This is a genomic window from Rhodococcus sp. BP-316, from assembly GCF_019836105.1.
In the GTDB taxonomy this organism is placed as follows: Bacteria; Actinomycetota; Actinomycetes; order Mycobacteriales; family Mycobacteriaceae; genus Rhodococcoides.
The window spans coordinates 1-26,619 of the sequence record NZ_JABUEE010000011.1 but is presented as its reverse complement, the minus strand read 5'-3'; the positions used below and the strand labels follow the sequence as shown (position 1 = coordinate 26,619).

At 69.3% G+C, this 26,619-nt stretch carries 23 protein-coding genes; 15 read left to right on the top strand and 8 right to left on the bottom strand.

From position 1 onward, the window contains the following. Positions 1 to 97 precede the first annotated feature (97 nt). The 3 genes from HQ312_RS19585 (at position 98) to HQ312_RS19575 (ending at position 4,756) form a co-directional block, all read left to right on the top strand. Positions 98 to 2,275: a glutamine synthetase III gene (locus tag HQ312_RS19585; RefSeq protein WP_222640877.1), complete on the top strand. Its 2,178-nt coding sequence runs from the start codon at positions 98 to 100 to the stop codon at positions 2,273 to 2,275. 151 nt (positions 2,276 to 2,426) lie between these two features. Then, the gene (locus HQ312_RS19580; protein ID WP_222640868.1) at positions 2,427 to 3,362 is read left to right on the top strand and encodes a triacylglycerol lipase; all 936 of its coding nucleotides are present in this window, start codon (positions 2,427 to 2,429) and stop codon (positions 3,360 to 3,362) included. A gap of 38 nt (positions 3,363 to 3,400) precedes the next feature. Continuing rightward, positions 3,401 to 4,756, top strand: a complete 1,356-nt coding sequence (locus HQ312_RS19575; protein WP_222640866.1) for a deoxyribodipyrimidine photo-lyase — start codon at positions 3,401 to 3,403, stop codon at positions 4,754 to 4,756. A gap of 13 nt (positions 4,757 to 4,769) precedes the next feature. Here the strand turns inward: HQ312_RS19575 and HQ312_RS19570 are convergent, their stop codons facing one another. Continuing rightward, positions 4,770 to 6,653, bottom strand: a complete 1,884-nt coding sequence (locus tag HQ312_RS19570; RefSeq protein WP_222640864.1) for a propionyl-CoA synthetase — start codon at positions 6,651 to 6,653, stop codon at positions 4,770 to 4,772. A 42-nt stretch (positions 6,654 to 6,695) separates the two neighbouring features. Between HQ312_RS19570 and HQ312_RS19565 the strand changes: the two genes are divergently transcribed. Both HQ312_RS19565 and HQ312_RS19560 read left to right on the top strand, forming a co-directional pair. Further along, on the top strand, positions 6,696 to 7,376 hold the full coding sequence (locus HQ312_RS19565; RefSeq protein ID WP_222640862.1) for a GPP34 family phosphoprotein: 681 nt from the start codon (positions 6,696 to 6,698) through the stop codon (positions 7,374 to 7,376). A 165-nt stretch (positions 7,377 to 7,541) separates the two neighbouring features. Continuing rightward, positions 7,542 to 8,072, top strand: a complete 531-nt coding sequence (locus HQ312_RS19560) for a CGNR zinc finger domain-containing protein (protein ID WP_027504199.1) — start codon at positions 7,542 to 7,544, stop codon at positions 8,070 to 8,072. Here the strand turns inward: HQ312_RS19560 and HQ312_RS19555 are convergent. From HQ312_RS19555 to HQ312_RS19525, 7 genes are all read right to left on the bottom strand, one after another. Beyond that, complete coding sequence (locus HQ312_RS19555; RefSeq protein WP_222640860.1) at positions 8,053 to 9,540, bottom strand: carboxyl transferase domain-containing protein; 1,488 nt, start codon at positions 9,538 to 9,540, stop codon at positions 8,053 to 8,055. The two genes, HQ312_RS19560 and HQ312_RS19555, sit on opposite strands and share 20 nt — an antisense overlap. 20 nt (positions 9,541 to 9,560) lie before the next feature. After that, complete coding sequence (locus HQ312_RS19550; RefSeq protein ID WP_222640858.1) at positions 9,561 to 10,781, bottom strand: ABC transporter permease; 1,221 nt, start codon at positions 10,779 to 10,781, stop codon at positions 9,561 to 9,563. Then, complete coding sequence (locus HQ312_RS19545) at positions 10,778 to 11,674, bottom strand: ABC transporter ATP-binding protein (protein WP_027504196.1); 897 nt, start codon at positions 11,672 to 11,674, stop codon at positions 10,778 to 10,780. The genes HQ312_RS19550 and HQ312_RS19545 overlap by 4 nt, the downstream gene beginning before the upstream one ends. Further along, on the bottom strand, positions 11,671 to 12,237 hold the full coding sequence (locus HQ312_RS19540; protein ID WP_222640856.1) for a hypothetical protein: 567 nt from the start codon (positions 12,235 to 12,237) through the stop codon (positions 11,671 to 11,673). The genes HQ312_RS19545 and HQ312_RS19540 overlap by 4 nt, the downstream gene beginning before the upstream one ends. Then, on the bottom strand, positions 12,234 to 12,521 hold the full coding sequence (locus HQ312_RS19535; RefSeq protein WP_204866344.1) for a helix-turn-helix transcriptional regulator: 288 nt from the start codon (positions 12,519 to 12,521) through the stop codon (positions 12,234 to 12,236). The genes HQ312_RS19540 and HQ312_RS19535 overlap by 4 nt, the downstream gene beginning before the upstream one ends. A gap of 86 nt (positions 12,522 to 12,607) precedes the next feature. Beyond that, complete coding sequence (locus tag HQ312_RS19530) at positions 12,608 to 14,248, bottom strand: ABC-F family ATP-binding cassette domain-containing protein (RefSeq protein WP_222640854.1); 1,641 nt, start codon at positions 14,246 to 14,248, stop codon at positions 12,608 to 12,610. Beyond that, a complete protein-coding gene (locus HQ312_RS19525; protein WP_222640852.1) occupies positions 14,245 to 15,330 on the bottom strand; it encodes an NAD(P)-binding domain-containing protein in 1,086 nt (361 codons plus the stop codon). Before HQ312_RS19525 ends, HQ312_RS19530 begins: the two co-directional genes overlap by 4 nt. 93 nt (positions 15,331 to 15,423) lie before the next feature. Between HQ312_RS19525 and HQ312_RS19520 the strand changes: the two genes are divergently transcribed. From HQ312_RS19520 to HQ312_RS19475, 10 genes are all read left to right on the top strand, one after another. After that, entirely contained in the window at positions 15,424 to 16,158 is a 735-nt protein-coding gene (locus tag HQ312_RS19520) for an enoyl-CoA hydratase (protein WP_027504192.1), read from the top strand. A 160-nt stretch (positions 16,159 to 16,318) separates the two neighbouring features. Further along, positions 16,319 to 18,001 carry a cytosine permease gene (locus HQ312_RS19515; RefSeq protein WP_051612977.1) on the top strand — a complete coding sequence of 561 codons (1,683 nt, stop codon included), beginning with the start codon at positions 16,319 to 16,321 and terminating at the stop codon, positions 17,999 to 18,001. 51 nt (positions 18,002 to 18,052) lie between these two features. Beyond that, entirely contained in the window at positions 18,053 to 19,174 is a 1,122-nt protein-coding gene (locus HQ312_RS19510) for an MBL fold metallo-hydrolase (RefSeq protein WP_235578801.1), read from the top strand. 5 nt (positions 19,175 to 19,179) lie between these two features. Continuing rightward, complete coding sequence (locus tag HQ312_RS19505; RefSeq protein ID WP_042575922.1) at positions 19,180 to 19,368, top strand: antitoxin; 189 nt, start codon at positions 19,180 to 19,182, stop codon at positions 19,366 to 19,368. A gap of 24 nt (positions 19,369 to 19,392) precedes the next feature. Further along, a complete protein-coding gene (locus tag HQ312_RS19500) occupies positions 19,393 to 21,024 on the top strand; it encodes a Na+/H+ antiporter (protein WP_222640850.1) in 1,632 nt (543 codons plus the stop codon). 77 nt (positions 21,025 to 21,101) lie between these two features. Beyond that, a complete protein-coding gene (locus HQ312_RS19495; protein ID WP_222641004.1) occupies positions 21,102 to 22,280 on the top strand; it encodes a lipase family protein in 1,179 nt (392 codons plus the stop codon). 29 nt (positions 22,281 to 22,309) lie between these two features. Next, positions 22,310 to 23,449: a sensor histidine kinase gene (locus HQ312_RS19490; RefSeq protein ID WP_037184426.1), complete on the top strand. Its 1,140-nt coding sequence runs from the start codon at positions 22,310 to 22,312 to the stop codon at positions 23,447 to 23,449. A gap of 33 nt (positions 23,450 to 23,482) precedes the next feature. Beyond that, a complete protein-coding gene (locus HQ312_RS19485) occupies positions 23,483 to 24,307 on the top strand; it encodes a LytTR family DNA-binding domain-containing protein (RefSeq protein ID WP_051612976.1) in 825 nt (274 codons plus the stop codon). A gap of 1 nt (position 24,308) precedes the next feature. Continuing rightward, positions 24,309 to 24,665: a hypothetical protein gene (locus HQ312_RS19480; protein WP_027504184.1), complete on the top strand. Its 357-nt coding sequence runs from the start codon at positions 24,309 to 24,311 to the stop codon at positions 24,663 to 24,665. 31 nt (positions 24,666 to 24,696) lie between these two features. Then, positions 24,697 to 26,430 (top strand): cation acetate symporter, encoded by a 1,734-nt coding sequence (locus tag HQ312_RS19475; protein WP_056446914.1) that lies wholly within the window; start codon positions 24,697 to 24,699, stop codon positions 26,428 to 26,430. Positions 26,431 to 26,619 lie beyond the last annotated feature (189 nt).

The following is a 26,619-nucleotide window of genomic DNA, read 5'->3' as shown; positions in this document are numbered from 1 at the left end:
GTCTGCGCAATCTTCCCGGAACAGAGCGTCTCTATCGTCTCTCGAAGCCGTCGGTGCATCCAGCGCGGTCGGGGTCGAGCATGCAAGGGGTATCACGATGAGCGCGAACACGGTCCGTCTCCAGGCTCTGCGAGCGGTCGAGGCGTACCAGCCTCCCGCCGTCAGCTACACCGACACGGAGACTCCGGGTCAGGTCTTCGGCGAGAACGTGTTCAACCGTGTGGTGATGCCGAAGCGCCTGCCGAAATCGGTCTACAAGTCGGTGATGAAGACGATCGAGCACGGTGCGCCGCTCGATCCGATGTTGGCCGACGCGGTGGCGTCCGCGATGAAGGACTGGGCCATCGAGAAGGGTGCGACGCACTACGCGCACGTGTTCTACCCGCTGACGGGTCTGACGGCGGAGAAGCACGACAGTTTCCTCGAGCCGGTGTCGGACGGTTCCGCGTTGGCGGAGTTCGCCGGCAAGACGCTGATCCAGGGCGAACCCGACGCGTCGAGTTTCCCGAACGGCGGTCTGCGCAACACCTTCGAGGCGCGTGGTTACACGGGGTGGGACGTCACCAGCCCGGCGTACGTCCTCGAGAATCCGAACGGCAACACGCTGTGCATCCCGACGGTGTTCGTGTCGATGACCGGTGAGGCACTGGACCACAAGACGGGTCTGCTGCGCTCCCAGCAGGCGATGGGCCGGCACGCCGAGCGCATCCTGACGCTCTTCGGACACGAGGATCCCGAGCACGTCGTGTCCTTCTGCGGACCGGAGCAGGAGTACTTCCTCGTCGACCGGCACTTCTTCCTGGCGCGTCCGGATCTGCTCAACGCGGGGCGCACCCTGTTCGGTGCGAAGCCGCCCAAGGGTCAGGAGTTCGACGACCACTATTTCGGCGCGATTCCCGAACGCGTCCTGGGCTTCATGATGGACACCGAGCGCGAACTGTTCAAGCTCGGCATCCCGGCCAAGACCCGGCACAACGAGGTGGCGCCCGGACAGTTCGAGATCGCGCCGATGTTCGAACGCGGCAACATCGCCGCGGATCACCAGCAACTGCTCATGACGACGTTCAAGACCATCGCCAAGAAGCACGGCATGGAGATCCTGTTCCACGAGAAGCCGTTCGAGGGCGTCAACGGGTCGGGTAAGCACGTCAACTTCTCGTTGGGCAACTCCGAGCTCGGCAGCCTCCTGGTCCCGGGGGACACCCCGCACGACAACGCACAGTTCCTCGTCTTCTGTGCTGCGGTGATCCGCGCGGTGCACAAGTACGCCGGGCTGCTGCGCGCATCGGTGGCGTCGGCCACGAACGATCACCTACTCGGCGCGAACGAGGCTCCGCCGGCCATCATCTCGATCTTCCTGGGTGACCAGCTCGCCGACGTCTTCGACCAGATCGCCAAGGGCGCGGCGACGTCCTCGAAGGGCAAGGGCACCATGATGATCGGGGCGGACACGCTACCCGTGCTGCCCACCGATCCGGGCGACCGCAACCGTACGAGCCCGTTCGCGTTCACCGGCAACCGATTCGAGTTCCGCGCTCCGGGGTCGATGCAGACGGTGAACGAGCCGATGGTCGTCATCAACACGATCATGGCCGAGTCGCTCGACCACATGGCCACCGAGCTCGAGACGGCCGTCGCGGACGGGGTCGACTTCGACACTGCGGTCCAGAATCTGTTGACGCAGATCATCACCGACCACGGGGCCGTGGTCTTCAACGGTGACGGGTACTCGGAGAACTGGCCCATCGAGGCGGAGGCGCGGGGTCTCGCCAACTTGCGCACGACGCTCGACGCGTTACCGGAGCTCATCACCGACGAGGCGCTGGCCCTCTTCTCGAAGTACGACGTGTTCAACTCGCGAGAGATGCACAGCCGCTACGAGATCGGGCTCGAGCAGTACGCACTCACCATCGGTGTGGAGGCTCGGTTGACGCTCGAGATGGGCACCACCATCGTGCTGCCGGCAGCAGTGCGGTACCAGACGGAGGTCGCCCAGAACCTGGCCGCGCTGCAGGCGGTGGGCGTGGAGATCGACAGGGCGCCGCTGGACACCGTGTCCGTGCCGCTCGCGGCTCTGCGGGCCGGGCTGGCGACGCTGAAGGGCGCGCTGGACGCCGACACCGGGCACGACGCGCTCGGCGAGGCCACCCACGCCAGGGACGCACTCCTCCCGGCCATGGCGGAGGTGCGGGCGGCGGCCGATCAGCTCGAGGACATCGTCGCCGACGACCTGTGGCCGCTGCCGACCTACCAGGAGATGTTGTTCGTCCTGTGATGCACGCGGCGCGCTGGTGACATTCACTCGAGGCGTGCCGAATGTCCGTTTTCCGTGCGGCACCACCTCCGGCGGGCGGTAGCTTCCCCGTCGGGGGTGATGCGGCATGGGGTCGTCGGGATCAGGATCGTCAGGGTGGAATGCAGGGTCGTTGTTCGCGCTACCGGTGCGAGTCGGGTTGGTCCTGACCGCGGTGGCGGCGACGGTGGTGGTCAGCGCCGTCACGGCCGTCGCAGCGCCCGCCGACCCGGCCGTCGGCTCCACCTACGCGTGCAGCGGCGACGTCGCGGGTGCGGCGGAGGACCCTGTGGTGTTGGTGCACGGCACCTGGACGAACAGTGCCGAGGACTTCGGCGCGGTGCTCGAACCGTGGCTCACGCAGACCGGTCGACCGTTCTGCACGGTGGAACTGCCTCGGCGCGCGACGGTCGACGTGCAGATCAGCACCCGCTTCGTCGTGGACGCCGTGCTGCGCACCGCGAGCACCCGCGGTGGCCCGGTCGATCTGGTCGGCCACAGCCAGGGCGGAACTCTCGCCGCGTGGGCGGTGAAGTCCGATCCCGAGGTCGCCGCGGTGGTGGACGACGTGGTCGGGCTCGCTCCAGTGGGTGCTCCGCAGGACACCGATGCGGTGTGCGCGGCGCTGGGCGGCTGTGCGGCGCCCATCTGGCAGTTCTCGGAGGGTTCCGACTTCATGGCCGCACTGACGCCGACGCCGTTCCCGGCGGGCACGTCGGCCACCACGATCTCGACGGCGTTCGACGAGCTGGTGCGACCGGCCCCGGCCGCCGGCGCGATGGCCGGGGCGTCGAACCTGGTGATCCAGGACGTCTGCCCCCTGAAGTACGTCTCCCACGTCCTGCTTCCGTCGGACGCCACGGCGATCGCGATGCTGGCCGACGCGTTGGACAACGACGGCCCGGCCGTCGAGTCGAGGGTGGGCACGCAGAGTTGTCTCCAACTCACCCCGCCCGGAACCGATCCGCTCGGCCCGCTGCGTACCGCGCCCACCGCCATCGCCGGCCTGGTGGACGCGCAGATCCAGACGCAGGTGCTTCCGGCCGAGCCGGCCTTCACCGGACCCTGACGTTCGGCCGGGGCGCGGAACGGGTACGAACGTCTGTCATGAGCTCTTCTGCACCCTCCGTCCTGTGGTTCCGCCGCGACCTGCGCCTCGGTGACCACCCGGCACTGGCCCACGCCGCGGAGGACGGCCGGGACGTGCTGGCGCTGTTCGTGCTCGACGATCACCTCCTCGGCCCGTCGGGTGCCGCGCGCCGCGACGTGCTGTTCCGGTCGTTGACAGCGCTGGACGACCAGCTCGGCGGCCGCCTGATGGTGGTGAAGGGCGATCCGGTGGCCGCGGTTCCGGCCGTGGCGAAGGCCGTGGGAGCGGACGCCGTGCACGTGAGCGAGGACTACGGTCCGTACGGTCGACGCCGCGACGACGCCGTCGCCGAGAAGGTCGACCTGGTGCGGACGGGGTCGCCGTACGCGGTGTCGCCCGGCCGCATCGTCAAGGACGACGGCGAGGGTTTCAAGGTCTTCACGCCGTTCTACCGCCGCTGGCAGGACCACGGCTGGCGCGGCCCCGCCGACACCTCCGCGTCGTCGGCGTCGTGGATCGATCCGGACGACGTGTCGGGCGGCCGCAAGCGAGTGACCATTCCGACGGAGAAGACCCGTGCGGACGTCGAGGCCGGCGAGCAGGCGGCGCTGTCCTCGTGGGCGGACTTCCGCGACGACCGTGCGACCGGGTACGACGACGAGCGCAACCGTCCAGACAAGGACAGCACCAGCCGGATGTCGGTGCACCTGAAGTACGGGACCATCCATCCGCGCACCATGCTGGCCGATCTGGCCTCACTGAAGAACGACGGCTCGGAGGCATACCGACGCGAGTTGTGCTTCCGAGACTTCTACGCCGACATCCTCTTTCGCCGACCGGACAGCGCTCGGGAGAACTACGACAAGAGGTTCGACAAGATCGAGCTCGACTCCGGGCCGCACGCGGACGAGCTCTTCCAGGCGTGGTGCGACGGCACGACGGGCTTCCCCATCGTCGACGCGGGCATGCGCCAACTGGTCTCGGAGAACTGGATGCACAACAGGGTGCGGATGATCGTCGCATCCTTCCTGGTGAAGGACCTGCACCTGCCGTGGTGGCGGGGTGCACGCTTCTTCCTGCAGCACCTGATGGACGGCGACATCGCCAGCAACCAGCACGGGTGGCAGTGGACCGCGGGCACGGGAACCGATGCGTCGCCGTACTTCCGGGTGTTCAACCCCACGACGCAGGGCGAGAAGTTCGACCCGAACGGCGACTACGTGCGTCGCTGGGTTCCCGAGCTCCGCGGTGTCGAGGGTAAAGCCGTGCACGCTCTGAAGAACGGACGGCCGGAGGACTATCCCGAGCCGATCGTCGACCACAAGCACGAGCGGGAGGAAGCGCTCCGACGCTTCGGCGCGCTCAAGTCTTGACTGTGCGGTCCGTTCAGGGCCTGAAGAGGGCGGCCAGGGCGTCGAGCACGGACGCGTCCTCGATGGTCGACGGCACCACCACCTCGTCGCCGTCGACCATCTGGCGCATCGTCTTGCGCAGGATCTTGCCCGAGCGTGTCTTGGGCAACGCCTGTACGACGGTCACGTCACGGAACGTGGCAACGGCGCCGATGTCCTCGCGAACGGCCGCGACGAGTTCGGAGCGCAGGGTGTCGTCGTCGATGTCCACGCCGGTCTTGAGCACGACGTAGGCGCTGGGGCGTTGACCCTTCGTCTCGTCGTGGATGCCGATCACGGCGCACTCGGCGACGGCCGGGTGGGCGCCGACGACGGCTTCGATACTGCCCGTCGACAATCGGTGCCCCGCGACGTTGATGACGTCGTCGGTGCGCCCCAGGACGTAGACGTAGCCGTCCTCGTCGACGTAGCCCGAATCACCGGTGAGGTAGTACCCGTCGAACGCGGCGAGATACGACGACAGGAACCGGTCGTCGTCCTGCCAGAGGCCGGCGAGTGTGCCGGGCGGCAGGGGGAGTTCGAGCACGATGTTGCCCTCGGTGCCGGCGGGTACCTCGGCCCCCGAGCCGTCGACGATGCCGACGTGGAACCCGGGCACCGGCACCGTCGGTGAGCCCGACTTCAGCGGCATCGGTTCCAGCCCGCGGAGATTCGCGCAGATCGCCCACCCCGTCTCGGTCTGCCACCAGTGATCGACCACCGGTCGGTCCAGGATGCGGGACGCCCACGCGAAGGTGTCCGGATCCAGGCGCTCGCCGGCGACGAACAGGGTTTCCAGGGACGACACGTCGTGATCGCGCAGCAGCGCGGCCTCCGGATCGACCTTGCGTACGGCGCGCAGTGCCGTGGGCGCCGTGAACAGCGCACGCACCCCGTAGTCCTCGATCACTCGCCAGAACGCGCCCGCGTCGGGGGTGCCGACGGGCTTGCCCTCGTACAGCACCGTCGTCGCTCCGGCCAGCAACGGGCCGTAGACGATGTAGCTGTGGCCGACCACCCAGCCCACGTCCGAGGCGGTCCACATGACCTGGCCGGGTCCGACGTCGTAGATGTTGGTCATCGACCAGCGCAGCGCGACGGCGTGTCCGCCGTTGTCCCGGACGACGCCCTTCGGCTTCCCGGTGGTGCCCGACGTGTAGAGGATGTAGAGCGGATCGGTCGCCGCGACCGACACGGGATCCGCGGGGGTCGCGGCGTCGAGTTCCCGATGGAAGTCCAGCCAGTCGCCAGGCGCCTCGATGTCGATCTCCGGTCGGCGCGTGAGGAAGACCGCACGCGGGGACGACGTCGACATGGCGAGGGCCGCGGCGACGGGTGTCACGTAGTCGACGGTGCGTCCGGGTTCGAGACCACCCGTGGCGGTCACGATCGCGACGGGATCCGCGTCGTCGATGCGCGCGGCCAGTTCCTTCGCGGCGAACCCGCCGAACACCACGGAGTGGACCGCACCGAGGCGCGCACAGGCGAGCATCGCGACGACGGCCTCCGGGATCATCGGCATGTAGAGCACGACGCGATCACCCGCACCGACGCCGCGAGCGGCGAGCGCCCCCGCGAAGCGGGACACCCGGTCGAGGAGTTCGGAGTAGGTGAACGACACGCGAGCGCCCGTCATGGCGGAATCGTGGATCAGCGCGGTCCGATCGCCGGCACCGGCCGCGACGTGGCGGTCGAGCGCGTTGACGCACGTGTTCAGTCGACCGTCCGGGAACCAGCGGTGGAAGGGTGCGTTCGACGAGTCCAGGGCGATGGTCGGCGCGACGTCCCAGTCGATCGCCCGCGCCGCCTCGAGCCAGAAGGCGTCGGGGTCGGCGGCAGCGGCGTCGTAGGCCTGGCGGTAGGCGCCCGATTCGGTCATGAGCCGACTGTAATCTCGGCCGCACTTCCGTAAGGTCGAGACATGACCCTGATTGCCGAGGATCTGCTGCTTCTTCTGCTGGACGACGGAACGGGCAAGCCCGTCGTCGACAGCACCAAGCTGCCGCGGGTGCTCGCCGGCGCGGTGATCCTCGAGCTCGCGATGGACGGCACCGTGTCGGTGGCCGGCGACAACGAGACGACGAAGAAGGGCCGGCTCGCGGTGTCCGGCGCTCGAACGGTGTCGGATCCGATACTCGAGCGGGCCGTTGAGGCGATCGAGACGGCCAAACGTCCGATGACGCCGAAATCGGCCGTCGAGAAGTTGCACAAGGACATTCGCGAGCAGGTGGTCGCCCGCGTCGTCGAGCGTGGGTTCGTCGGCGAGGAGAAGGGCAAGGTCCTGGGGCTGTTCCCCACCACCACGTGGCCGACGCTCGATTCGTCGCACGAGGACCGGGTCCGCGAGACGCTGCACTCCGTCCTGATCGACGGTCTCGATCCCGATGCGCGGACGTCCGCGGTGGTGGCGTTGCTGTCGGCGATCGACGCGACGCACAAGGTCTTTCCCGATGCGGACAAGCGCGCGGTGAAGAACCGTGCCAAGGACATCGCGCAGGGGGAGTGGGCGAGCGATGCCGTGCGCAAGGCGGTGCAGGACGTCTACACCGCGGTCACCGTGGCGGTGATGGTTCCCGTCATGGCCGGTACGTCGGGGAGCTGATCCCGACCGCTTCCTGGACCGGGGTCTCCCGGGTGACGCGGTGCCGTCCGCAGTGGCACCGGTGATAGACGACGGTGCCCTCGCTGGTGCGGTGGCGGGACTCGGCCGTCCATCGATGCAGACATTCCACGGTGCTCATGACGACGAGTCTGCTGTAATGGTCTTGTGCACCTCAACCCTTACGGAGAATATGCGGTCCGGCTGGCCGTCGACATCGTGAACTCGCCCCCGACCGATGCGGTGGAGTTCGAGAGTCGGTGCCTCGAGGCGGGCATGTCCGACGACACGGTGGCCATGCACACCGATCTGGCTCGGGCGGAGGTGTTCTTCGAGGAGTGGCTCGGCGTGGTCGACGCGCCGACGCACGAGCAACGGGCGCTCGCACTGAACGCGTTGCTCGCGCAGACCTCGGCATACCCGAGGTTGACGAACCACGCCGACGACGGCTGGCACCTGCACTACCGGGATCCGGATCTGCCGCTCGCGGACGTCGTGCGCGCGCTGGTGAGCGTCGGTACCGCGCTGCATCTGGTGGGCCGCGGCATGCACCGTCTCGGTCGGTGTTCGGCGGACGACTGCGACCGTGTCTACGCCGACTTCTCCCGTACCGGTCGCCAACGGTACTGCGGCACAGCCTGTTCCAACCGCGACGCGGTCCGGCGGCACCGCGCGAAGGCTACTGCCCCAGCGTCCTGAACCGACGCAGTCGCTCGGACTGCCGGACGCCCGGGTCGAGGGCGGTGACGGTGTCGAGTTCGCGGGCGATCGCGGTCCCCAGGCGACCCATGAACCGGTGCGGTTCGTCGGCGGCATCCGGGTCCTCGGGCACGATGGTGTCGACGATCCGGGCCGACCGGAGGTCGACGGGCCGGATGCCCTGCGCCTCGGCCATCGCGGGCGCGTGTGCGGTGTCGCGGTGCACGATGGCACTCGCCCCTTCCGGCGGGAGCGGCGCCAGCCAGGCGTGCTGCGCGGCCACGACGCGGTCGGCGGGCAGCAGTGCGAGCGCGCCGCCGCCGGTGCCCTGCCCCAGCAGGACCGACACGGTGGGAGTGCGGAGGGTGATCAGCGTCGAGATGCAGCGCGCGATTCCGGGAGCCAACCCGTGCTCCTCGGCCTCGCGTGAGAGCGATGCGCCGAGCGTGTCGATCACCAGGACCAGCGGCAGGCCCAGTTGCTCCGCGAGGCGCATGCCGCGCAACGCTTCTCGGAGAGCGCCCGGACCCATGGTGTTCTCCGGCGTCTGCCCGGTGCGATCCTGCCCGAACAGGACGCACGATCGTCCGCGGAATCGGATGAGGGACAGGGTCACGGTGGAGTCGAAGTCGCCGCGCCCCGTGCCGCTCAGCGGGATGTGATGAGAGACGTTCGCCGCCAGCAGCTCTCGCACACCGGGGCGGTCGTCGCGGCGACTCAGCAGGACCGAGTGCCATGCCGACACGGAGGTGTCCGCACCCTCGTCGGACGGTTCCGCGTACTCGGGGGTCGCCTCCGGCTCGTCCTGCAGAACCACCAGGGCCCGTTCGAGGACGCCGCGGACATCGGCGGGAGGGACGACCGCGTCGATCACGCCGCAGCGGAACAGGTTCTCGGCCGTCTGCACGCCCTCGGGGAAGTCCTGGCCGTAGAGGGCCTGGTAGACCCGCGGTCCGAGGAACCCGATGAGGGCACCGGGTTCGGCGAACGTGACGTGGCCGAGCGATCCCCACGACGCGAACACGCCGCCCGTCGTGGGGTGCCGGAGATGGACGAGGTAGGGCAGGCCGACGTCCTTGTGCAGGGTCACCGCCGCGGCGATCTTCACCATCTGCACGAACGCCGCGGTGCCCTCCTGCATGCGCGTGCCGCCGGAAGTGGGGGACGCGATCAGCGGAAGCCCCTCCGCCGTGGCCCGTTCCACGGCCAGGGTGATGCGCTCCGCCGCGGCCACACCGATGGATCCGGCGAGGAACGCGAACTCGCACACCACCACGGCGACGTGCCGCCCGCCGACGGTGCCCGCACCCGTCAGGACCGCCTCGTCCACTCCGCTCCGGGTTCGTGCGCGCTCGAGGTCGGCGAGGTACTGCTCGTCCGCCGCGACGACGAGCGGTGCCCGATCCCACGAGAGGAACGTCCCGGGATCGAGCACCGCGTCGAGGAACTGCTGCGCCGAGGTCGTCATGCGCTCAGTATGGCGTGCGATCAGGCGCGCCCGAGCGCCTCCTTCCAGGACACCGTGCGGCCGATGCGCAGGATGGAGCGCTGGTAGATCTTGGCCGCGACGACGGCGAGAACCAGGGTGGCGACGATCATCAGCACGATGGTTCCCACGATCTGGATCGGGTCCGCGACGCCCGCCGCGATGCGCAGCGGCATGAGGATGGCGGAGAACGGGGGAATCCACGACAGGACGGTCGGCAGTGTCGCTCCCGGGTCGTCGATGGACGAGAACGCCGCGAAGAACATCGCCAGGATCACGATCAGCAGCGGCATGGTCGTCGAGTTGACGTCCTCCTGGCGCGACACCATGGAGCCGCCGGCAGCGTAGAGCACCGCGAAGAACGCGAAGCCCAGCACGAACCAGCCGATCGTGGAGACGAAGACGCTGACGGCGGTACCGGTGACCGTGAGCGTGCCGGTGGCCGTGCCCGCGATCAGGCCGGCGGCGCCGTACGCGGTGAGCTGCACCAGTCCGACCACACCGATGCCGATCACCTTGCCCCACAGCAACTGCAGCGGGCGCACGGTGGAGAGGAGCAGTTCGACGACCCGTGACGACTTCTCCTCCACGACACCCATCGCGACGTACATGCCGAAGGTGATGATCTGGGCGTACAGCAGGATGACGGCGATGAAGCTGAGCGCGAGTCGCTGACCCTGTGCGGGATCCGGCGGATCGACGGCCTCGACCGTGACCGTGGCGGCGTCGGTCGCCGAGGTGACGGCGGCGGGATCGACTCCCAGCCCGGTGAGCGCGTCGGTCTGCGCCTGCGCGGCGACCGCGCTGTCGATGACGGCCTTCAGGGTGCCGTCGACGGTGTCCTCGGTGACAGCCGTGTACGCGCCGCCGGTCCCGGGGACGAGCGCCACGTCCACTTCGCCGTCGGTGACCTGCGTCCGAGCCTCGTCCGCCGACCCGATCTCGCGGACCTCGACGGGAGCGCCGAGTTGATCGCCCACCGCGGTGAGGGTCTGGGACAGACCCTGATCACCGACCAGGCCGACGGGCGTGCGGTCCTCGGAATCGCTGCCGCCGGAGAAGATCGAGAACGCGACGATGCCGCCGACGATGACCAGCAGCACGATGGCGTTGGAGATCAGGAAGCTCTTCTTCCGGACCTGGACGTCGAACTCGCGCCGGGCGACGAGCGCGATGGCTCGTCCCGCCGAGAGCGGTGATCGGGTGGTCGACTTCTCGCTCATGCCACTACCTCTCGGTACAGGTCGGTCAGGGACGGTGTGCTGCGGGCGAACTCGTGCACGGGTCCGGTGGCGAGCGCTGCGGCGAGCACCGCCTGGTCGTCCGCCTCGGGCGCCAACGACAGGCTGGTGCGCCCGTCGGAGTGCGACACGGTGGTGACCCCGGTCAGCGCGTCGGCCCAGCCGGCGGGAGCGGCCGGGGCGTGCACCTCGAGGGTGGTGCCGGACTTGCCGCGCAGTTCGTCGACGTTGCCCACGGCCTTCATCCGGCCGGAACCGATGATGCCGACCCGATCGCACAGGCGCTGCACCAGATCGAGCTGGTGGCTCGAGAACAGCACGGGGACACCGGTGCGGGCCTTCTCGAGAAGCACCTCGCTCATGGTGTCGACGGCCACGGGGTCGAGACCCGAGAAGGGTTCGTCCAGCACCAGGACGGCGGGATCGTGAATCAGGGCTGCGGCCAACTGGACTCGCTGCTGGTTTCCCAGTGACAGTGAATCGACCGTGTCGTTCACCCGGCCGTCGATGCCGAGGCGCTCGGTCCAGGTCGCGACCGCGGCGGAGGCGTCCGACGTGGACAGCCCGTGCAGCTCGGCCAGGTACTTCAGCTGCGCCCCCACCTTCATCTTCGGGTACAGCCCACGCTCCTCCGGCATGTACCCGATGGTGCGGCGAACGTTCAGGTCGATGGGCTGCCCGTTCAGGCGTGCCTCTCCCGAATCGGCTCCCAGCACGCCGAGGGTGATGCGCATCGTCGTCGTCTTGCCGGCACCGTTGCTGCCGACGAACCCGAACACCTCGCCGGGGTTCACGGTGAACCCGACGCCGTCGAGTGCGACGGTCTCGCCGTATCTCTTGTGCAGGTCGTCGATCTCGAGAGTCGAGCCGCTCATGCTGGTCCTTCCTCGGGGGAGTGTGATGGGAGAGTGGGGAATTCGTCCGGATCGTCGATCGGCGCCGTCCAGGCGAGGATGATGCCCGGAGAGCAGCTCCCCACAATTAGACCACTCAGTATGATGAAGCCGCCACCGAGTGCCAGTCGGGGATCGTCGATGAACGTCGTCGCCCACACCAGTGCCAGTGCCGGAACCGTCACCACGCCCTGGGTGATCGAGAACCCGATGGAGCGAGCCGCGTTGCGCCGTTGCAGGTCCCACTCGTCCAGCGCATCGGCGGGAGCGTCGCTACGGCGGCCGGTGACGATCTGCAGCGTCGTCCACGACACGCACATGACGATCGCGCCCGGTAGCCAGGTGAGAGGTGCCCATTCGGGTCCGACGAGGATGAACACGGACGACGCCACCAGAGCCACGAGCGCGGCGACCAGTATCCACACCAGCAGCCGGCGCCGCGACCGGGTGCGCCAGCCGGGGAGGTAGTGCGCGTACCGCGCCTCGTTCTGCAGGTATCGACGGGTGCGGAACGCCTGGTAGCGGTCCAGAACGGTGTCGCTCATCGTGGTGTTCCTTCCTCCGGCCGGGTGCGCCGGTAGACCTCGGTGGACAGCGGCGCGAACTCGGTACGCGAGAACACCGCCTCGATCGGCAGCCCGAACACGTCGCAGATGCGCATCGCGAGATCGAGGCTCGGGTAGTGGTCACCGCGTTCGAGTGCGCCGACCGTCTGCGGGTTGACGTCGACGAGTTCCGCGAGCTGGGCGCGGGTCATCCGACGCTCGGCGCGCAGCACACCGATGCGGTTGTGGATGGGGAGTGTGGTCCCGCGTTTGACCGGACTCATATATCGAAGTGTTGTATAAACCCAACGATGTGTCAATACCGTGGGCAGCGCTGTTCGGGCGAGCGCGCGCTGAACCACACGATCGCTCAGTCCTGGTGCAGAACGCCCTGCGCGACGGTCCACCGGCGCGTGCTGCGCACCGAGTCGAGCATCCGCCGGTCGTGGGTGACCAGGAGCATCGTTCCCTCGTAGGTCTCCAGTGCCGATTCGAGCTGCTCGATGGCGGGGACGTCGAGGTGGTTGGTGGGCTCGTCGAGGACCAGCAGGTTCACCCCGCGGGCCTGCAGCAGAGCGAGTCCCGCTCGGGTGCGCTCGCCGGGGGACAGGGATGCCGACGGCCGCAGGGCGGCCTGTCCGCGGAGACCGAACTTCGCCAGGAGTGTGCGGACGTCGGCGTCCGGCCAGTCCGGAACGGAGGCTGCCAGCGCGTCGGCGACCGAGTCGGGTCCGTCGAAAGCCGAACGCGCCTGGTCCATCTCGCCGATCTCGACTCCGGAGCCGGTGCTCACGGATCCACTGGTCGGCGTGATGCGGCCCAGCAACAGGTGCAGCAGGGTGGTCTTGCCCGAGCCGTTGGCGCCGGTGACGACGATGCGGTCCCCAGCGTCGATCTGTGCCGTCACCGGCCCGAGCCGGAACGTCCCCCGCTCCACGACGGCGGAGTTCACGGAGACCACGACGCTGCCGCTGCGGGGCGCCGCCGCGATCTCCATGCGCAGTTCCCACTCCTTGCGCGGCTCCTCGACGACGTCGAGCCGTTCGATGCGTCGCTGGGTCTGGCGCGCCTTCGCGGCTTGCTTCTCCGTCGATTCGGCGCGGACCTTCCGGCTCGCCTTGTCGTTGTCCTTGCTCTTGCGTCGAGCGTTCCGCACGCCGTGCTCGAGCCAGTTCCGTTGCATCCGAGCGCGATCCTCGAGCCCGGACCTGGTGTCGGCGTACTGCTCGAACTCTTCCCGTGCGTGACGACGCGCCACGTCGCGCTCGACGAGGTAGGCCTCGTACCCGCCGTCGTAGACCGCTATCTGCTGCTGCGCCAGGTCCAGCTCGACGATGCCGGTGACGGTGCGCGCCAGGAACTCACGATCGTGACTGACGATCATCACGGCGCACTGGGTACTCGTCACGAAGTTCTCGAGCTGGTCCAGTCCCGCGAGATCCAGATCGTTGGTGGGCTCGTCGAGAAGCAGGACGTCATAGCGCGCCAACAGGATTCCCGCGAGTGATGCGCGGGCCGCCTGCCCACCGGACAGGGCGGACATCTCGGTGTCGAGCGCCGCGTCCAGGCCCAGGCCGGCGAGCACCGACTCGGCTCGCTCGGGCAGATCGGCGCCGCCGAGCGCCAACCACCGCTCCAGTGCCGGTGTGTAGAGATCGTCCGACGCGCTCGCGTCGCCGAGCGTCTCCGCCGCCGCGTTCATCGCGTCCTCGGCCGCGCGCACTCCGGTGCGGCGCTGCAGGAACATCTCGACGGTCTCACCGGGAACGCGGGAGACCTCCTGCGCCAGGTGGCCGACGGTGGCGTCCGACGGGGTGAGCGTGACCGTGCCGTCGTGGTCGATTCCGGTCGCCGTGCCCGCCAGCAGGCCGAGCAGCGTCGACTTGCCGGCGCCGTTCGCGCCGACCAGCCCGACGACGTCGCCGGGTCCGACGGTGAGGTCGAGACCGTCGAACAGCGTGCGCTCGCCGCGATAGGCGGACAGGTCGTCGACACGGACCACGGCACTCACGTCTCGCCCAGCTCCTGAAGTAGTTCCCGCACGGCCGTGCGTCCCGCACGGTTGGCGCCGATGGTGCTGGCCGACGGACCGTATCCGATCAGATGGACGCTGGGCCGCGCGGCCACTCGAGTGGCCGACGCGCCGGTCATCGTGATGCCGCCGCCCGGCCCGCGCAGTCGGAGTGGCGCGAGGTGATCGAGCGCGCTGCGAAACCCGGTGGCCCACAGGATGACGTCCGCCCGGGTGGCGGTGCCGTCGTCCCACCGCACTCCGTCGGGTGTGACCTCCGCGAACATGGGCCGCCGTACCAGGACGCCGCGATCGCGGGCCTCGCGCAAGCTGGGGGTGAGGATCAGACCGGTCACCGACACCACCGATCCTGGCGGCAGTCCGCGGCGCACTCGATCCTCGACCTGCCCGACGGCAGCGCGGCCCACCTCGGGTGTGAAGTCCCGCTCGAGGAAGACGGGCTCGCGGCGGGTCACCCACGTCGTGGTGGTCACGCGTGAGATCTCGTCGAGCAACTGCACCGCGGAGATCCCGCCTCCGACGACGACGACGTGCTCGCCGCGGAACTCCTCCGCCGAGGTGTAGTCGCGCGTGTGCAGTTGGCGCCCCGTGAACGTCTCCATGCCGGGGTAGCGCGGGACGAACGGGTGCTCCCAGGTGCCGGTGCAGTTGATCAAGCCCCGTGCGTGGACGTCGCCCTGCTCGGCCTCCACCCGGTACCGCATCGTCGTCTCGTCCCGGTCGCAGACGACCGACACCCGTCCCGGCCGCCGCACGGGCAGCGCGAAGTGCTTCTCGTACGCCGCGTAGTACTCGGGCACCGCCGACGACGCGGGCACGTGAGCGGGGTCGACGTCGGGTGCCAGCGTGTCCGCGAAGGCCATGCCCGGGAGGTCGTGCACGCCGTTGACGGTCTCGAGGGTCAGGGAGGGCCAGCGGAACTGCCACGCCCCACCGGGAGCCGGCGCACCGTCGAGCACGACGTAGTCGTCCCATGCCCGCAGCCCCGCTCGCTGCAGGAAATAGGCCGCGGACAGACCGGCCTGCCCGGCACCGATCACTGCGACGTCGACGTGTTGCACCCGTCCAGTACACCAGTCAGGGCTCCGCACCCGGTAAATTCGCGTAAGGGGGTCTCACAGAACACTTCGTTCCACGCAGAGAGAAGACACAACGTGACCATTGGTATCACCAGGAACGGCGCGGTTCTCACCGTGGAACTGCAGCGACCGGAGCGCCGCAACGCTCTGAACACGGCTCTGTGCACCGAAGTGCGTGAGGCGGTGGAGGGTGCCGAGGCGGACGGCACCCGCGTCGTCGTGATCACCGGCGAGGGCACGAGCTTCTGCGCGGGCGCCGATCTGTCGGGCGAAGCCATCGCCGACGAGTTCCCCGAGGCGCTGCTGTCGATGAACCGCGCGCTCCAGACCGTGTCGGTCCCGGTCATCGCCGCCGTGAACGGGCCTGCTGTGGGTGCGGGTACGCAGTTGGCCATCGCCGCAGACCTGCGGGTGGTCGACTCGGGCGCCTTCTTCGCCATTCCCTCCACCCGGTTGGCCATCGCCGTGGACAACTGGACCGTCAAGCGGCTGGTGTCGCTGGCCGGCGGCGGTCCCGCCCGGACGGTGCTCCTGGGTGCCGAGCAGTTGTCCGCCGAGCAGGCGCTGGCGTGCGGACTGGCCAACAAACTCGGCGATCTCGACGTCGCGCACGCGTGGGCCGAGGAGATCGCGCAGCTGGCGCCACTGTCGCTGCGTCACCTCAAACTCGTCTTCAACGACGACGGCACACGTGACGAGGCGAACGCCACGCAGCTCGACGCGTTCGCGGCCGCCTGGGCGAGCAACGACGCCGTGGAGGCGCGGATCGCGCGCAAGGAGAAGCGACGCCCGGTCTTCCAGGGCCAGTGACGACATCGGGGTCGCTGACCTGCCGATTCGGACAAAGGCGACACCCCGGCACCACGTAACGCACTCGACACAGAGTGCGTACAGTCCGGCAACACAGCGTTCCTACGGTCATCTCGCATCGCGCCGCCACGGCGTGCGACACGACCGGAGGCACCCGACCATGACCGCTCTCGGAGACGTTCCACCCGACTCCACGCTCACGTCCGACAGTCAGAAGCAGTCGGCGGCACTGAAGGAGACGCTCGAGGACTACACGCTGCGCTTCGCCCCGCGCAGCTACCGCAAGTGGGGGACCGGCGTCGTGGCGACGTCGGCTCTCGGCGGAATCGCCTATCTCGCGGACTTCGCGATCGGCGCCAACATCGGCATCTCCTACGGCACCGGCAACGCGCTGTGGGGAATCCTGGTGTTCGCCGTCGTCATCTTCCTGACGGGTCTGCCGCTCGCCTACTACGCGGCGCGCTACAACATCGACCTCGATCTGATCACGCGCGGAAGCGGATTCGGCTACTACGGGTCGGTGGTCACCAACGTCATCTTCGCGACGTTCACGTTCATCTTCTTCGCGCTCGAAGGGTCGATCATGGCCCAGGGCCTCGAACTGGGGCTGAACATCCCGCTGCCCATCGGGTACGCGGTGTCCACCCTGATGGTCATCCCGTTGGTCATCTACGGCATGAAGGCGCTCGCCACACTGCAGGTGTGGACGACCCCGCTGTGGCTGATCCTCATGGTGCTGCCGTTCGTCTATCTCGTGGTGAGCAACCCCGACTCCATCGGTCAGTTCATGGCCTACGGGGGTGCCGACGGTGCCGCCGGCACCGGTGTGAACCTCGGATCCGTCATGCTGGCCGCGGGTGTCTGCCTCTCGTTGATCGCTCAGATCGCGGAGCAGATCGACTACCTGCGCTTCATGCCGCCCAAGACGCCGGAGAACTCGCGTCGCTGGTGGACGGCCGTCCTGCTCGCGGGGCCGGGCTGGGTCATCTTCGGTGCGCTCAAGCAGATCGTCGGACTCTTCCTCGCCGTGTACCTCATCGCGAACGTGGTCGACGGATCGTCGATCGCCAACGAGCCGGTGCACCAGTTCCTCGAGATCTACGAGAACTTCATGCCGGGCTGGCTCGCCATGACCCTCGCCGTGGTGCTCGTGGTCATCTCGCAGATCAAGATCAACGTGACCAACGCATACTCGGGCTCCCTGGCGTGGACCAACTCGTACACCCGCGTCACCAAGTCCTACCCCGGACGACTGGTCTTCGTGCTGTTCAACCTCGCGATCGCGTTGATCCTGATGGAAGCCAACATGTTCGACTTCCTCAACAACATCCTCGGGTTCTACGCGAACTGCGGTATCGCCTGGATCGCGGTGGTCGCCTCCGACATCGTGTTCAACAAGTACCTGCTGAAGCTGTCCCCGAAGGTGCCGGAGTTCCGCAGGGGGATGCTCTACGCGGTGAACCCCGTCGGTTTCGGTTCCATGGCGGTGTCCGCGATCCTGTCCATCCTCGTGTTCTTCGGGGCGTTCGGGCCGGCGATCAAGCCGTACTCGCCCATCGTGGCGCTGGTACTGGCGATCGTGCTGCCGCCCGTGCTGGCGATCGCGACCAAGGGCAAGTACTACCTGCGGCGCACCGACGACGGCATCGACCTGCCGATGTTCGACGAGTACGGCAACCCGTCCGACGCGACGCTGCTGTGCTCGGTGTCGGGAATGGAGTTCGAGCGGCCGGACATGATCGCGTCGGCCAAGAAGGGGCCGAACGGGGAGACGCTCTACATCTCGTCGCTGTCGCTGAGCACCGACAAGACGGGGGAGCACATCCTGCCGGAACAGACGTGAGCCGATACTTGTGAAGTCGGTACACATCAACCGTGGACTAGTGTCGGAGGCGTGAAACCAGCCACCGCAGCAGTGTCCATCGGGCTCGCCGCCGCAGGGTTGTCCTGGCTCGCGCGCGCGGCGTGGGGTGTGCCGTCCGCCGTCGGCGCCGGACGCGGTGCCATCCGTCCGTACGCCGCCGCGTCCTCGCACTACCGGGACCGCAAGTTCCACAACACTCGCAGCAGCTCGCCGGTCGCGGCGGGGGAGCAGGCGAGCATCGGAGCCGCGATGCTCACGCGCGGCCGCTCGGGACGACCCGAGCGCGCCGTGCCGTTGGCCACCCCGCTCGCGCCGGCGGAGGCCGGGGACCTGGCCGTCACCTGGTTCGGGCACTCCTCGGTGGTCGTCGAGATCGACGGTCACCGCGTGCTCACCGATCCGGTCTGGAGCCGGCGGGTCTCACCGTCGCGGGTTCTCGGACCGGCCAGATTGCACCCGGTACCCGTTGCGGCCGAGGCGCTTCCGCAGGTCGACGCCATCGTCATCTCGCACGATCACTACGACCACCTCGACCGTGACACGGTGGCCACGCTGCTCACGTCGCAGTCGGCACCGTTCCTGGTGCCGCTGGGGGTGGGCGCCCATCTGCGCCGCTGGAAGGTTCCCGAGGACCGGATCGTCGAGCTCGACTGGAACGACGACGTCCGCATCGGATCGCTCACCGTCACGTGCCTGGAGGCGCGACACTTCTCGGGCCGGTCCCTGGTGCGCGACACCACGCAGTGGGCGTCGTGGTCGGTGGTGGGTCCGGAGCACCGGGCCTTCTTCGGCGGCGACACCGGCTACACCGAGGCGTTCGCGGACATCGGCGCGCGGCTCGGTCCGTTCGACGTGACCCTGCTTCCCGTCGGCGCCTACGACGACCGGTGGCCGGACATCCACATGAACCCCGAGGAGGCGGCGCGGTCGCACGGTGACCTGCAGCAGGGCACCCCGTCCTCCGGCATCGTCGTGCCCGTCCACTGGGCGACCTTCAACCTCGCGTTCCACCCGTGGTCCGAACCCGTGGAGCGGCTGCTGACGGCCGCCGAGGCGGAGCGGATCTCGGTGGTGGTGCCGATGCCGGGCCAGCGAGTCGATCTCGCGCGTCCTCTCCCGCACCGGCGTTGGTGGTCCGGCGCGGTATCGTGACGACCATGGCACTCGTGGACAACCTCAAGAAGCTGATCGGCCAGGGCAAGAAGGCCGCCGCTCAGAACAGTGACAAGATCGAGAAGGCCGTGGACAAGGCAGCGGACTTCGCCGACAAGAAGACGCAGGGCAAGTACGCCGACAAGATCGACAAGGTCCAGGACGCCGCCAAGAAGGCGATCCCCGAGAAGTAGCAGACCCGCGCGGTAGTCGAGTCGATGGACGGGTGGCTCCTGCTTCTGGTGATCGTCGGGGCCGTCGTCATCGCCGGCTTCGCCAAGCGCCTCGATCTGCAGGTGCCCCTCGTTCTCGTCGCCGTCGGGTCGGTCGCCTCGTTCGTCCCCGGGCTGCCGCGTCCCGCTCTCGAACCCGAACTCCTTCTGGGCGTGATCCTTCCGCCCCTGCTGTACTCGACAGCGTTGAACTTCTCGTTCCGCTCCTTCGCGCACAACTTCCGCTCCATCGTCCGGCTCGGCGTCGGTCTCGTCGTCATCACGACCGTCTCGGTGGGGTACTTCTCGTACTGGCTCGTCCCGGAGCTGACACTGGGCGCCGCCCTGGTCCTCGGCGCCGTGGTCGCGCCGCCGGACGCCGTCGCGGCGGTGGCCGTGGGGCGCAAGCTGGGGCTGCCCGCGCGCATGATGGCGATCCTCACCGGCGAATCACTCGTCAACGACGCGGCGGCGCTGACCCTGTTCACCATCACGGTCGCCTCCGTGACGGGGAGCCGGGTCGGCATCGACTCGCCGCTCCTGTTCTTCGTCTACGAGGTCGTGGGCGGCGTCGCTGTGGGATACGCGCTCAGCCGACTCGTGCGCTTCGTCCGCAGCCGCATGGCGGACAGCGCGCTGGAGACCGTGCTGGGCATCCTCGTTCCCTTCACCGCCTACCTCGCCGCGGAGCAGATCCACGCCTCGGGTGTGCTCGCCGTCGTCACCGCCGGATTCGTGCTCGGTTCGGCGCGCAGCGGCGACGCGATCCCGACGCGCATCCAGGAGCGGCACGTCTGGCCGACGCTCGATCTGCTCCTCGAGACCTTCGTCTTCGCCTACATGGGCTTGCAGCTCGAGTTCGTCATCGACGACATCAGCCGCGAGGGGCTGCCCGTCCACCACATCTTCCTGTACGGACTGCTGGTCCTCGCGCTCGTCATGGCAGTGCGTCCGGTGATGCTGTTCGCCGGCTCGGCGCTGCGACGCGTCTACCACCGGGCTCGATCGACCGAGGACGCGGAACTGACCTGGCGCCAGAACGTCGTCCTGTCCTGGGCCGGGATGCGCGGAGTGGTGACCCTCGCGGCGGCCGCCGGTGTCCCCTTCACCACTCTCGCGGGGGACGACTTCCCGGGGCGCGGAGTCATCCAGGCCATCGCCTTCACCGTGGCCGTCGGAACCCTGCTGATCCAGGGGGTGACATTGCCGCTGGTGATCCGACGGCTGGACATCTCCGACCCGGACGAGGCCCGGCATCTCGACGAGCAGCGCGCACTCGCTCGGCAGATCGCCCGCCGTGCGGTCGAGGAGTCGCTCGACGAGGCGATGACGAAGGTCGAGGGAACCGAGGCCGCCGAGGTCGTCGATCGGGTGCGCCGCGTGATGCTGGGCCGACTCCGGACGGAGCAGGACGAGGACGATCAGGAGAGGGCCGCGCGGGCGCGGTCCTCCGGCGCGGTGTTCGATCGATGGCGGCGCACCGCACTGCGGCGACAGCGCGAGGCGTTGCTCGCCGCACGCGACGCGGGGGACCTCGACGACGAGGTTCTCGCTGCGGTTCTGGACGGGCTCGACATCGAGCAGGCCGCCACCGAGACACGGTTGCAGCGATTCATGGCGGAAAGAGGTCGAGAGTGAACGTGTGCAGGATCGGTTCGAGACCAGGACTGCGCGGCAGGGTCCCGGTCCTGCTGGGATCGGCACTGGCGGCGTCGATGCTGATGCTGTCGGGATGTGCGTCCTCGGATCCCGCGCCCACCCCGGGGAACGACGCGACCACCGACGCGGCACCCCGCTCTCCTGCCCCCACGGGCGACGAGCGCGGCTCGCTGGTCGCCGACGTGCTCCTCGGTCAGGTCGACCAGGCGGTCACCAATCTCGGCGCCACGGCGCACCGCATCACGTACCGCTCGACGTCCGGGGTGGACGGCGGCGGTGTCGACGTCACGGGCACGGTGTTCGTCCCGGCCGGCGCACCGCCCGGGGGGGGATGGCCGGTCGTGTCCGTCGGGCACGGCACGACGGGTGTGACCGACGAGTGCGCACCGTCCCTCTATCCCAATCTGCTCGGCTCCATCGGCCTGGTCACGCCGATGCTCGAACGCGGCGCCGTCGTCGCGGTGACGGACTACGAGGGCCTGGGAACCGACGATCCGCATCCGTACCTGAACGCCCCGTCGGCCGGCCACGACATCATCGACGCTGTCCGCGCAGCGCGGAACGTGGCGCCCGGCAGCGGGACTCGCTGGGCGGCGCTGGGCGTGTCGCAGGGTGGGCAGGCCACCTGGGCCGCCGCCGAGATGGCCGCGGAGTACGGCGACGGGCTCGAGTTCCTGGGATCGGCCAACCTGTCCCCGGCCGCGGACATCAGCCCGATCGCCCCGGAGTCCGGACTGGGGCAGCTCACGTTGCCGCAGAAGGCGATCATGCCGTTCGTCGTCGAGGGCTTCCTCGTGGACCATCCGGAGTACACCGACGCGGACTTCCTCAGCGGCGGACTGCTGGAGAACAAGGACGTCCTGTTGGCCTGCACGGGACCCCTGGCCGCCGGGAAGTTGACGGCCGCGGGATCCATCGGACCGGACGACGTGCGCCCCAGCTCGCCGGAGGCGTACGCCGCCATTCGAGAGTGGTTGTCGGACAACGCCTTACCGCAGGGACGGGCCGCGGCGCCGATGATGGTGCTGGTCGGCTCGCGAGACGATCTCATCCTGCCGCAGTGGACCGAGGACGCGTCCCGCCGAGCGTGCGCGCAGGGCGACGTCATCGACTACCGGGTCCGGGCGGACCAGGGCCACGCCGACTCGGCCGCCAACATCGAGGGCATCGACTGGATCACCCAGCGGTTCGCGGGAACCGGACAACCGACGAACACGTGTGATCAGGTGCCGTGACAGCCACCACGGCGGTCGTCCTGTTGGTGATGGCCGCGGTCGTCGCCGGTGCGGTCGTCGTCATCACGCGCCGGGGGACGCGCCCGCTGACCACGCCCACCGAACGCGCGGTGCACGCCGCGCTGCACACCGCGTCGCTCGCGGCACGCCCGTTGCGGCGGGGCCTCGACGCCGCGTCCGCGTCGGAGGCGGCGCCGCACCTTCGCACGCTGACCGGTGCCGCCGCCGTCGTCCTGGCGGGACCGGACGGGACGGTGTTGGGCCACGACGGTCCCGTCGACGGGACCCTGGACGAGTTCCCCGTGGTCGCCCGCCGCGCCGTCGACACCGAGCGTCGGGTGCTGCTGCGCACCGCCGCGACCGCAGACGCCCCGGCACGTTCGGTGGTGGTGCAGCCGGTCCTCACCGAGGGCGCCGGCGTGGTCTGCGTGCTGGGCGTGGTCACGCTGGAGGAACCCGGTCCCGGTCTTCTCGGGGCCTGCACCGAGGTCGCGCGGTACGTCGGCGAGCAGGTCGAGCTGGCCGAACTCGACGCGAGCAGAGCACGCCTCGACCGGGCCGAGGTCCGGGCGCTGCGCGCCCAGATCAGCCCGCACTTCATCTACAACGCCCTGACGACCATCGCGTCGTTCGTGCGGACCGATCCCGATCGTGCGCGCGAGTTGGTCCTCGAGTTCGCCGACTTCACGCGCTACTCGTTCCGCACGGCGGGGGAGTTCACGGTGCTCTCCGACGAGCTCCGCAACATCGACCGGTACCTCACGCTCGAGCGCGCGCGTTTCGGTGACTCCCTCGACGTGACGGTGCAGATCGCTCCCGAGGTACTCGGAGTGGTGTTGCCGTTCCTGGCGCTGCAGCCCCTCGTCGAGAACGCGGTGCGCCACGGCGTCGCAGGCCGGGGCCGCGGCCGTATCACCGTGATCGCGGCGGACGCGGGTACGGACGCGGCCATCAGCATCGAGGACGACGGTGTCGGCATGGATCCGGAACTGCTGCGCTCCGGCGACCTGGGATCGGAGGAGGGGGTGCACGTCGGACTCGCCAACGTCGACGACCGGTTGCGCGCCGCCTTCGGCAACGACTACGGCCTGGTGGTGGAGACCGCGCCGGACGCCGGCACCAAGGTGAGTATGCGGATCCCGAAATTTCGGGCAGGCATCCGGCCCTGACGTGCGCGCGCGACATGGCACGATGAAGACGCCATGAGCCCCACCCATGCCACCGAGGCGACCACGCCCGCCGCTGCCGACCGGCCCCTGCGGCTGCTCGCCGTGGACGACGAGCGGCCGGCCCTGGACGAACTCGTCTACCTGCTGCGCCGCCACCCGGCGGTCGGATCGGTCGAGGGAGCGAGCGACGCCACCACGGCGCTGCGCATCCTGCGCGACGCGCCGGTCGACGGTGTCTTTCTCGACATCGACATGCCCGGACTCGACGGCATGGAACTGGCCGGAGTGCTGAGCAACTTCGCCTCACCGCCGGCGGTCGTCTTCGTGACCGCCCACGACGATCGCGCCGTCGCCGCCTTCGAGATCGGGGCCGTCGACTACCTCCTCAAGCCGATCCGCGACCAGCGCCTGTCCGACGCTGTCCGCCGCGTCGTCGACAAGAGGTCCGGCGCGGTACCGGGTCCCGCGGGGCGCAGCGACCAGGACGACGTGATCCCGGTGGAGCTCGGCGGTGTGACGACGATGGTGCCGCGGTCCACCGTCGTCTGGGTGGAGGCCGAGGGCGACTACGCCCGGCTGCACACGACGACCGGCACCCACCTGGTGCGGATCGCCCTCTCGACGCTGGAGTCCCGCTGGGCCGACCACGGATTCCTGCGCGTCCATCGGTCGTACCTCGTGTCCGTCGGCCAGGTCGGGGGGACCCGCACCGTCGGGTCCGGACTGGTGGTCTGCCTGCGCGGCACGGGTGCCTGCCCACCCGTCGAGCTCCCGGTGAGCCGTCGCCACACCCGCGAACTCCGCGATCGGCTCGTCCGCGGCCCACGAGCGGCACTCGCCGGACAGCACCGTTCCTGAGATGGCGGCGCAGCGAGAGAAGGTGGTGTTGGCCCAGCGCCGCGGCGCACGCATCGTGCGCACCCGGGTGGAGGTCCAGGAGCAGACCGAGGTGGGCGAGGCCATGATCAACGGCCTGGTCCGCGCACAGTTGGCGCTCGCGTTGCGCACCGCGGCCGTCGTGGTCCTGATCCTCGGCATCGTCCCGCTGGTGTGGGTGTTCGCGCCGGCCGCGGGTACCGCACGCATCGCCGGCATCGGGGTTCCGTGGTGGGCACTCGCCGTCGCCGCGTACCCGGTCCTGCTGGTCGCCGGGTACCTCTTCGTCCGTTCGGCCGAGCGCAACGAGCAGGAGTTCACCGAACTGGTGGAGGACTGATGGCCGGCGCTCTCACGTCCGGCACGCGCTGATGGTGTCCGTCCCCACGGTGCTCGCCGTCATCTTCTCGGCGGTGGCCACGGTCGCGGTGGGCGCTTACGGAGTCCGGTTGGCGCGCACCACCTCCGACTTCCTCGTCGCCTCCCGTAGCGTGGGTCCGCGGTGGAACGCCGCGGCCGTGTCCGGTGAGTACCTCTCGGCCGCATCGTTTCTCGGGGTCGCGGGCCTGATCGCCAAGTACGGTGCCGACGCACTGTGGTACCCGGTGGGCTTCACGGCCGGGTATCTCGGGCTGTTGCTGTTCGTCTCGGCGCCGCTGCGACGGTCCGGTGCGTACACGGTGCCGGACTTCGCCGAGTTCCGCCTCGGTTCGGCGCGGCTCCGCACGTTGGCCATGCTGGTGGTCGCCGGGGTGTGCGCGCTGTACCTCGTCCCGCAGCTGCAGGGCGCCGGGCTCACCCTCAACATCCTTCTCGGCGTTCCCAGTTGGGTCGGCGCGGCTGTCATCGGAGTGATCGTGATCCTCAACGTGGTCGGCGGCGGCATGCGCTCCATCACGTTCGTCCAGGCGTTCCAGTACTGGCTCAAGCTGACGGCCGTCGCGGTACCGGCGCTGGTGCTCGCGGTGCATTTCGCGGCCGATCCGCGCGAGATGGGCACCCCCGCACCGCCGTCCGTGGACACCGCCACGACGGTCGACATCAGTACCGACGTCGTCGTGCAGGTGCAGGAGAACCTCGACGTCGTGGTCCGCGGCACCGTCGACGGCGCCGCGGTGGACGGACCGACGACACTCGACGCGGGCGACCACACGCTGCAGTCGGGCACGGTGCTCGAACTCGAGGCAGGATCGCCGGTCCCCGTGGTGGCGGGCGCACCGGTCGAGGGCTCCGACTGGCTCTCGCCCGGCAACGGTTTCGGTGGTCCCTTCCCGCTGTACCAGGTGTACTCGCTGATCCTCGCCACGTTCCTCGGCACGATGGGGCTGCCCCACGTCCTCGTGCGCTTCTACACCAACCCGGACGGGCCGGCGGCCCGCTGGACGGCGCTGACCGTGGTGGGTCTGCTGTCGGTGTTCTACCTGTTCCCGACGGTGCTGGGTGTGTTCGCACGCCTGTACGTTCCCCAGTTGCTGATCACCGGAGCATCCGACGCGGCCGTGCTCCTGCTGCCGTCGGCGGCCATCGACGGGGTGCCGGGGCTGCTGCTCGCCGCACTCGTCGCCGCGGGCGCGATGGCGGCGTTCCTGTCCACGTCGTCGGGACTGCTGGTGACCATCGCCGGAGTGCTCAGCACCGACGTCCTGCGCGGCCGGGTGCGCGACTTCCGGATCGCCGCGATCGTGGCCGGCACCGGTCCGCTGCTGCTGTCGGTCGGGTTGGTGACGCTCGACCTCTCCCGCACCGTCGGGCTCGTGTTCGCCGTCGCGGCGTCGACGCTCTGTCCGCTGCTGGTGCTCGGCATCTGGTGGCGCGGTCTCACCGCCGCCGGGGCCGCCGCGGGGCTGATCGTCGGCGGCGGGGTCTCCACGGCCGCCGCATCCCTCGCCGTGCTCGGCGGGGTGTCCGATCAGCTCCTGGGTGGGTGGGCCGCGGCGATCGTCGGCTACCCGGCGGCGGTCAGCGTGCCCCTCGCCTTCGCCGTCATGGTGACAGTGTCGCTGGCGACTCGGTCCTCGATACCGCTGGACATCGGCCGCATCATGTCGGCCATGCACGCACCCGAACGCCTCGGTCTGGGCGTGGAGCGACTGCGCAAGCAGTGAGCGGCACGACCGTTCGTCCCGCCCGGCAGACCGTTCGGCGCACCGGCGCGCTGCTCGGCGTGTGATCGGCGCCACGCCGTATCGGTGTGATGGTGGTCTCACTACCGTCATCCGAGTATCTCCCGACACGTAGGAGCACCCGTGACCACCGCACAACCCCATTCGGGCGCACACCCCGAACCCCGGACC